Annotated in this window: 6 protein-coding genes; 5 read left to right on the forward strand and 1 reads right to left on the reverse strand. The window is 53.7% G+C overall.

From position 1 onward, the window contains the following. Positions 1-18 precede the first annotated feature (18 nt). The 4 genes from Q7J88_RS13550 to tkt all read left to right on the forward strand — a co-directional run bounded on the left by Q7J88_RS13550 (position 19) and on the right by tkt (position 7,262). On the forward strand, positions 19-1,815 hold the full coding sequence (locus Q7J88_RS13550) for a long-chain fatty acid--CoA ligase (protein ID WP_303722765.1): 1,797 nt from the start codon (positions 19-21) through the stop codon (positions 1,813-1,815). A gap of 360 nt (positions 1,816-2,175) precedes the next feature. Continuing rightward, positions 2,176-3,480 (forward strand): pyridoxal phosphate-dependent aminotransferase, encoded by a 1,305-nt coding sequence (locus tag Q7J88_RS13555; protein ID WP_303722766.1) that lies wholly within the window; start codon positions 2,176-2,178, stop codon positions 3,478-3,480. A 22-nt stretch (positions 3,481-3,502) separates the two neighbouring features. Continuing rightward, positions 3,503-4,870, forward strand: coding sequence for a glutamate--cysteine ligase (locus Q7J88_RS13560; RefSeq protein ID WP_303722767.1), 1,368 nt, complete (start codon positions 3,503-3,505; stop codon positions 4,868-4,870). A gap of 403 nt (positions 4,871-5,273) precedes the next feature. Then, on the forward strand, positions 5,274-7,262 hold the full coding sequence (gene tkt / locus Q7J88_RS13565; protein ID WP_303722768.1) for a transketolase: 1,989 nt from the start codon (positions 5,274-5,276) through the stop codon (positions 7,260-7,262). Between the two features lie 296 nt (positions 7,263-7,558). On the opposite strand, the gene Q7J88_RS13570 is transcribed toward tkt, so the two are convergent. Further along, positions 7,559-8,524, reverse strand: coding sequence for an aldo/keto reductase (locus Q7J88_RS13570; protein WP_303722769.1), 966 nt, complete (start codon positions 8,522-8,524; stop codon positions 7,559-7,561). A gap of 278 nt (positions 8,525-8,802) precedes the next feature. On the opposite strand from Q7J88_RS13570, the gene Q7J88_RS13575 reads away from it, so the two are divergent. Then, entirely contained in the window at positions 8,803-8,970 is a 168-nt protein-coding gene (locus Q7J88_RS13575; protein WP_303722770.1) for a hypothetical protein, read from the forward strand. The last annotated feature ends 197 nt before the right edge of the window (positions 8,971-9,167 follow it).

Below are 9,167 nucleotides of genomic sequence, written 5' to 3' on the forward strand. Positions count from 1 at the left end.
CCGGATAGGAGGTCGAAAATGAATCAAGTTGATCTGATTTCCCCGCAGCAAGCAAAAACTTTGGCCGGACTGTTTGCCGAACGTGTGGCGCGCACCCCGGAACAGCTCGCATATCGTTATTATCGAGAGGCGACTAAAAACTGGGAATCCTGCAATTGGGCGGAAGGTAGCGAACGTGCGTCGCTTTGGCAGCAGGCGATGCAGGCTGACGGTCTACAGCCGGGTGACCGGGTTGCGGTGATGCTGAAAAACTGCCTGGAGTGGGTGCTATTCGATCTGGCCGCCGCAGGGCTTGGTTTGGTTACGGTGCCGCTCTACGTAAACGACCGGCCGGAAAACTTCACCTACATTCTTCAATCAACCCAAGCGAAACTGCTATTGACCGATGGCGTCGAGCAATGGCAACGAATCGAAAAGGTCGGCGACAAGCTTGACGGAGTCAAACGGATCGTAACGCTGCAGACGGTCTGTGTCGGTGAGTGCGATCCGCGGCTGCGACAGTTGGATGATTGGTTGCCAAAAAAGGACAACCAGCAGTATCAACTGCTCGCAAGCGAAGCTGATAGTTTGGCGACCATCGTTTTTACCTCCGGCACTACTGGGCCGCCAAAAGGGGTGATGCTGAGCCACTCCAACATCCTCTCCAACGCTGCCGCCGGCTTGAAACGGGTGGTGGTGGAGCGAGAAGATCAGTTCCTCTCATTCTTACCCCTCTCGCATATGTTCGAGCGTACAGCAGGTTATTACATTCCGATCATGGCTGGAGCCTGTGTCGCTTTTGTCCGTTCCATCGACCTGCTGGCAGAGGACCTGCTAGAAATCCGCCCGACCATCCTGATCACCGTGCCGCGGATCTTCGAGCGGATCTATAACAAGATGACTCTGAAGCTGGCGGATGAGTCCTGGCTGGCACGCAAGATCTTTCAGCTTGCGGTTTTTTCCGGTTGGTATCACTTTCAGTATCATCGGCGGCAGAAGCCGTGGGCAATCCAGCTGCTAATCTGGCCGTTGCTGAAACGACTGGTCGGCAAAAAGCTGGAGAAGCGACTCGGGGGTCGGTTGCGGTTGGCGGTTAGTGGTGGCGCCCCCTTGTCACCACCGATCGCCCAAACCTTTATCGGCCTCGGCCTGACTATTCTGCAGGGCTACGGCCTGACCGAAACCAGCCCGGTGATCGCCGTCAACACCATTGAGGATAACCATCCGCTCAGTGTCGGTAAGCCGCTGCCTGGGGTGGTGGTGAAGATAGGCGAGGAGCAGGAGCTGCTTGTCAGGGGGCCGAATGTCATGCTCGGTTACTGGCAACGTGAGGATTCGATCGTTGATGCCAATGGGTGGTTGCATACCGGCGATCAGGCGCATATTGATAAACAGGGACATATCCACATCATCGGCCGGATCAAGGAAATCATCGTTCTGTCGAGCGGTGAGAAAGTACCACCGGAGGATCTTCAGTTGGCGATCGCCACCGATCCGCTTTTTGAGCAGGTGTTGGTAGTTGGCGAAAATCGTCCTTATCTGACGGCGGTCGTAGTGCTTAACCCGAGCCAGTGGCGTTTGCTAGCGCGAGGGCTGGCCTTCGACCCGACGGTGAAGATGTTGATGAACAGCCCACAGGTGACAAAGATCTTGCTCGAGAAGATCGCCTATCGCTTGAAGGAATTTCCGGGATATGCACGGATTCATCAAGTTTACGCGACTGATAAGGCATGGGATATCGATTCCGGGTTGATCACTGCAACGCTGAAGGTGCGGCGTCAGCCGATTCTCGACCAGTATGCTGACCAGATCGAAGAGATGTATCGCGGCCATTGACCTTGGTGGTATTGTCTGGGACCTAGGGACTCGTATTCATCTATATTGTGGAAGGGCGTGACAATCAGGTTTCTCTTCCTCGAAGGGCGGTACCGAAAGAGCAAGTTTCGCTCGAACCGCAACAGAAAATATTGACTTCTCTGAAACCGTGTGATAATCCAATCAACTAGCTTTCAGTGGAGTTAAAGACGATGATCAAAACTGCAGCAGCGGCAGCACGAGCGATTCAGGCGGCGGGTTCAAGCCTGATAACTGTCCGTCACCCTTAACGGGTGAAGCTGCACGCGTTTATAAACAACACAGAGGCCATGGACAGAGTAGTCCATGGCCTTTTTATTTATCTGGGATCGGAGAGAAGAGATGCGCAACAACATTGTCCACATCGGTGCCGGCGAGCTGACTTATGAGATTCGGGCCATTGTCGAAATTGCCGAAAAACTGAAGACACTCGGCATCAAAACCAACATGGAGAACATTGGTGATCCGGTCGCCAAGGGGGAGAAAATTCCTGATTGGATCAAGCAGATCGTTTCCGATCTGGTGATGAAGGACTGCTCTTACGGATACTGCGCGACCCGGGGCGTACTGGAAACACGCGAATTTCTGGCCAATCTGACCAACCAGCGCGGCAAAACCCAGATCACTCCTAATGACATCATTTTCTTCAATGGCTTGGGGGACGCCATCCACAAGGTTTATGGCCAACTCAAGCGGGAAGCCCGGGTGCTAGGCCCCTCGCCGACCTACTCGACTCACTCCTCTGCCGAGGGTGCCCATGCCGGACAGAAGCCGGTCACCTATCGTCTTGATCCGGACAACAATTGGTTCCCCGATATCGACGACATGCGGCTATCGGTCAAGTATAATCCGGCGATTTCCGCGATTTTGATCATCAACCCGGACAACCCGACCGGTTCCGTCTACCCGGAACGGATTTTGAGAGAGATCATCGCGATCTGTAAAGAATATGATCTGTTCCTGATCTGCGACGAGATATACCATAACCTCTGCTACAATGGCACCGCTACCAAGCCGATCTCCGACCTGATCGGCGATCTGCCGGCGATCTCGATGAAGGGGATCAGCAAGGAGGTTCCCTGGCCGGGCGCACGCTGTGGCTGGATTGAGGTTTACAACGCCGACAAGGACCCGATGTTCGCTCGTTATGTACAGAGTATTCTCGATTCGAAGATGGTCGAGGTTTGCTCGACCACGCTGCCGCAGAAAGCGATTCCGCAGATTCTCAGTCATCCGGAATATCCGAAATATCTCGAAGAGCGGCGAAACCGCTACGAAAATTATTCGAATATCGCTTATAATCTGTTGAAGGAGGTTCCTGGACTGAAGGTTAACCGGACCAACGGAGCATTCTACATGAGCGTGGTATTCGGGAAGGGATTGCTCAACAGTAAGCAGAGCCTCGAGATCGAAAACACAGAGGTGAAGGAACTGGTCGAAGGTCTGGTCAATAAGGAAGGCTGTGAAACCGACAAACGTTTCGTCTATTACCTGCTTGCATCGACCGGGATCTGTGTGGTGCCAATTTCTTCCTTCTGTACTGAAGAGCGCGGTTTCCGCATCACCCTGCTGGAACTGGACGAAAAGGAGTTCACGCAGATTTTTATGACCATCGCCAACGCAGTGACCACTTACTTGGGTTCCTGATTTTTCCGGAGAAAGGTCGTCGATGACGCCGCAAGCAAGCGAGCAAAGCCAGCAACCAATAGAAAACCGCCAGCAGTTGATCGATTTCCTGTTGCGCGGCGCCCGACCGCGTCAGGATTGGGGTGTGGGGTTGGAGTCGGAAAAGGTGGTGGTCGATCGCCAGACCGGCGAGGCAGCTGATTATAAGCAGATTCGCGAGCTGCTGGCACGGCTCGAGGGGGTCGGTGGCTGGGAAGGGATCTACGAGCAGGAGAACCTGATCGGTCTGCAAGGCAAACGATCCTCGGTCACTCTGGAACCGGGTGGGCAAATAGAATTATCCGGGCGCTTCTGCTGTGATATCCATTGTAGCTGGCGTGACTTGGGGCGCTATCGGCATCAGATTGCCAGTGCCGGCCAGGAGTTGGGTTTGGCTTTTTTCGGCTTGGGAGTTCATCCTTTTAGCCGTCTCGATGAGATCGGCTGGCTGCCGAAAGCCCGTTACGGCATCATGGGGCCGTACATGCTCAGGACCGGCGATATGGGCCAGCGGATGATGAAGCAGTCGGCCGGCACCCAGGTTAACCTAGACTTTTCCGATGAGGCGGATTGCCTTCGTAAGCTGCGCGCAGCGCAGTGGCTGGCCCCGTTGAGCTATGCACTGTTCGCCAATTCGCCGATCCTGGAAGGGGAGCCGAGCGGGTTCCTCTCCTTGCGTGGCGAGATCTGGTCTCGCACCGATGCCGATCGTTGCGGGTTGATCCTACAGATGTTTGCACCTGAGGCCGGGCTAGATCGCTTTGTCGAATACGCTCTCGATGTACCGCTCTATTTTCTACAGCGTGAGCATCAGTTGCTCGATTTGACCGGTAGCCGTTTTACTTTCCGACAGTATCTCGAGTCGGGTTATAATGGAGGCCGGGCAACGTTGGCCGATTGGAATCTGCACCTTTCGACTCTATTTCCTGAGGTGCGCTTGCGCCCGCAGATCGAGGTGCGCAGTGCCGACAGCTTACCTCCCGCCTATACCGCCTCGGTTGCTGCACTGTATAAAGGGTTGCTCTACAGCGAACCGGCCCTTGCTAAAATAGAAGCGATCTTTGCCGAATTGCCGCTGTCCGATTTTCAGCAGCTGTATCGGAATTCATGGCGTGATGGTTTGAAGGCCCGCTTCCCTAGTGGAACTTTGCAGGAGGTCGCCGCGACCTTGCTGCCGGAGGCGGTGCAGAGTCTGCAGGAACAGTACGTTGCCGGGCTCAGCGGAGCGGATGAATCCCAGTTCTTGCAGCCGCTGGAAGAGATCGTCTTCAGCGGCGTAACTCTGGCCGAAAGACTTTTGTCCCGCTGGCAGGGGAGTCGCCAGGAGAAGCTGCTGCTGCTGTTCGAACACTGCGATTTTTCTGATCGTTAAATTCAAATCAATATATTTCTCGACAGGTTCATTTGGACGACTGTGCTTATGTGCTGTCGTTTTCCGCAGATATGGGGACAAATAAATACGCATCTGCACCTGTTTTCCATTGGCCGGTCTCTCTATAGTAAAACCATCAACGCCTGGTCGTGGCAGTCAGGTTGTTGAACGAAAAGAAGGTTTCATAAGACCTCCTTTCTTGCTGAAGGGCCGATGATTGGGAACGCCTCCCCCGATTGTCGGCCCATTTTTTTCTCTATCTTTACTGAAAATCCAATCATATTTTCACGCCTGCTTATTAAAAGTAGATTTTATCTATTTTTCCAAGACTTCCCCTTGTTTTTTGGGACGGTTCCTGTTTCAATATGCCGTCCAAAAATTAGACCTCAAGGAGTCAAAAAACATGTTGTTGAAAGAGTTTTCCGATCCCGTTGTCAAAGAATCGATCAACACCATCCGCCTGCTGGCCGCCGACGCAGTCGAAGCTGCCAAGTCGGGTCACCCGGGTACGCCGATGGAAGCCGCACCGATTGCCTATCTGCTTTACATGAAGCATTTGAGACACAATCCGGCAAACCCCGAATGGGCTGGGCGGGATCGTTTTATTCTTTCCTGTGGTCATGCCTCGACCCTGATTTACAGCATGTTGCATTTGACCGGTTACGATCTGCCGCTTGACGAGATCAAGAACTTCCGCCAGTTCGGGCGCAAGACCGCCGGGCACCCGGAGTATGGTCATGTCCCTGGTGTTGAAACCACTACCGGTCCGCTCGGGCAGGGTGTTGCAGTGGCCGTCGGTATGGCGATGGGTGGTCAATATCTGGCCCAGAACGTCGACTCCGAGTTGTTCGACTACCGTACCTGGGTTATATGTTCCGACGGTGACCTAATGGAAGGGGTTTCGGCAGAAGCAGCTTCTCTGGCCGGCCATCTGAAGCTGGGCAACCTCAATTACCTTTACCTCGACAACAAGATTACCATTGAGGGGAATACCCAGTTGGCTTTCACCGAGGATGTTGGTGCTCGCTACATCGCCTATGGTTGGCACGTCGAACGGGTGGAAGGCGAGAACCTCGCCGAGATCGACGACGCCATGGAGCGCGCCAAGAAAGATCCGCGCCCATCGCTGATCATCGCCCGTACCCACATCGGTTTCGGCGCGCCGAACAAGCAGGATACCCACGACGCCCACGGTGCACCGCTCGGAACCGACGAGCTAGCGTTGACCAAGCAGGCTTTCGGTCGTGATCCGCAAAAGACATTCGTGATCCCGGCAGAAGTTGCCGAGCATATGGGCGGCTGTGTCGCCAAAGGGGCCGAACTGGAGAAGGCCTGGCAACAGCAGCTGGAATGTAAAAAGGGAGCCCCTGCTGTTACCAACTGGCTGGCGGTGGCTGGCGGCGAACTGCCGGAAGGCTGGGACGCCAAACTGCCGACCTTCGAAGCAGGCGATAACAAGGCGACCCGTCAGGCAAGCGGTGCGGCGATCAACGGCCTGGCACCGAAGATGCCTTTCCTGATTGGTGGTTCCGCCGACTTGGCACCGTCGAACAACACCGAAATCAAGGGCGAAAAATCCTGGCTTCCGGGGCGCAGCGGCCGCAATATCCACTATGGTATCCGCGAGCACGCCATGGGTTCGATCATGAATGGTCTGGCACACACACCCGGTCTAGTTCCGTTCGCCGGAACCTTCTTCGTATTTGCGGACTATATGCGTCCGGCAATGCGGATGGCCGCACTGATGGGTCTGGCGCCGATTTACGTACTGACCCACGACTCGATCGGTCTCGGTGAAGACGGTCCGACCCACCAGCCGGTCGAACACCTTGCCAGCTTGCGGGCCATGCCGAACATGACCGTCATCCGCCCGGCTGATGCCAACGAAACCGTCGAAGCCTGGAAGGCTGCTGTAAGCAACCGACAAGGTCCAACCGTACTGGTCTTGACCCGTCAGGGCCTGCCGACAGTCGATCGCAGAAACTTCGCTGCAGCTGACGGCCTGCAGAAAGGTGGTTACGTACTGGTGAAAGAAGAAGGTGACCTGCAACTGATTCTGCTCGCCAGTGGTTCTGAAGTGCAGCATGCGGTTGCCGCACGCGAAACCCTGCAGGCGGAAGGGATCGGCACCCGCGTTGTTTCTCTGCCTTCCTGGGAACTGTTCGAGGCGCAGGATAGGGCTTATCGCGAGGAGGTTCTGCCGCCGGCCTGCAACAAGCGGGTGGCGATTGAAGCTGGGGCGACCTTCGGCTGGGAACGTTATGTCGGCCGCTGTAATCCGGTGATCGGCATGGAGTCCTTCGGTGCCAGTGCCCCGGCCAGTGAGCTGATGAAGCACTTCGGTTTTACTGCCGAGAACATGGTTGCCAAGGCGAAGCAAATCCTCGGCTGATTTATTCGTTAATAGATGTCAAAAAAGGCGATCCCAGCGGACTAGCCCTTCAATAAAGGTGTTGACAAACCTTAAAAAAATGGCACCACATTGTGTGTGGTGCCATTTTTTTTATGCACGTTTATACATGTTGATAGCGATTTGAGAATTCCTCCGGTTGACATAAAGCTGTGAGGTACTTTTCAAAAAAACTGATGCCATCCAAAACGAAAGCTTAAAATCGCACTCTCCTTTAGGAGGAGGAACAACTCAACAAAAGTTTCGACATTCGCGACAGAACATTGAAAAGGTATCAGTCAATAGCGCGATCCGGCCGTTTCTATCGGCAGTTGACTTCGTATTTCCGCCAATTCCTCAGCAGTAAACTGCACCGTCCAAGCTCCCAGGTTTTCCTTCAACCGTTCGAGACGCCGCGTGCCAGGGATAGGGAAGATATCTTCTCCCTGAGCCAGTAGCCATGCAAGAACCACCTGCGCTTTTGTTGCCCCTTTTTGGGCGGCGATGTCTCGAATCAACTCCAGAAAGCGAGTATTCTCCGCCAGCGCTTCGTCGCTAAATCGCGGATTGTCACGCCGCCAGTCATTTGCATCGAGTGTTTCCCTGTTGGGGATCGCCCCTGTGAGGAAGCCTCGACCTAGCGGCGAATAGGCGACAAAGGCAATTCCCAAGTCACGGCAGGTATCCAGTATACCCTCCTCCTCCACATCTCGAGTCCAGAGTGAATATTCTGTCTGAAGCGCGGTAATCGGATGAACGGCATGGGCAGCTCGGATCTGTTCTGCAGAGAATTCGCTCAATCCGATGAAGCGTACCTTCCCTTCCTCCACCAATTCCTTCATAGCACCAACACTTTCTTCAACCGGGACGTCCGGGTCCGGGCGATGCTGATAATAGAGATCGATGGTCTCCAGACCCAGGCGCTTCAGACTTTTCTCGCAGGCATCTTTCACGTATTCTGGACGGCCGCAGATACCCAGCCATTCGCCATTGGTTCCCCGCTGAACGCCAAACTTCGTAGCCACAGTGACCTTTTCCCAACGATCCGAGAAGGCTTTAGAAACCAGTTCCTCGTTGTGCCCAACACCATACATATCGGCGGTGTCGAAGAGGTTAATGCCAAGGTCAATAGCTGCATGCAGAATCTTGATGTGGCTTGCTTCGTCACGTGTCCCACCGTAAAACTCCGACATGCCCATGCATCCGAAGCCGATGCGGCCAACCTGAAGTGTGCTATTACCAAGCATTTTATGGATATTTGTCATGAAAAGATCTCCTGTAATGAAAATGATTTCGAAACCTGATCTAGCTTGAACAACCGTTCCCAGTTTTCTGCTTTATGATATTTATATGCGGGGACAAGGAAGCAATCATCTAATTATAAATCCTACTACAAAAAATGAAGCCTCGGCTAAAACCGAGGCTTAGTTTGGGCCTGTAAGGTCTATTGATGAAACGGTCCCCCCTCGGCTACCGGAGTCGGCTTCAATGAGCCATGATGGAAGAGTTACTTAACTATCAATGAAGCTGAGAGGAGACCAGAATGAGTATTATCACTGTCGCACTGGACCTGGCAAAAAATGTTTTTCACATTGTCGGCATCAATGCACATGGTAAAGAAATCAAAAAATGCATGCTTCAGGTTTTTTGTTCAGTTGCCGCTGTGTTGCGTGGCGATGGAGGCTTGTGCCAGCTCTCCTCTTGTCCATGATATCTCTGATAGAAGCTAAAAGAAAAAAGCCTTTCACTCTGAGCAGTGAAAGGCTTTTTGTTGTTTGCCCAGCGGAGCTGGCAAACCCGGCTTGCTGAAAGAAGCAAGCGTCGCCCCGATCAGGGGGAAGACAATCCGAATCGCAAGGGCGTTGCTGGCAACGGCAGGGTCTGAAGGAAGCGATAGGAAGTGAGCTG

Origin of the sequence: Malonomonas rubra, assembly GCF_003247215.1 — a bacterium.
GTDB lineage: Bacteria > Desulfobacterota > Desulfuromonadia > Desulfuromonadales > Geopsychrobacteraceae > Malonomonas > Malonomonas rubra_A.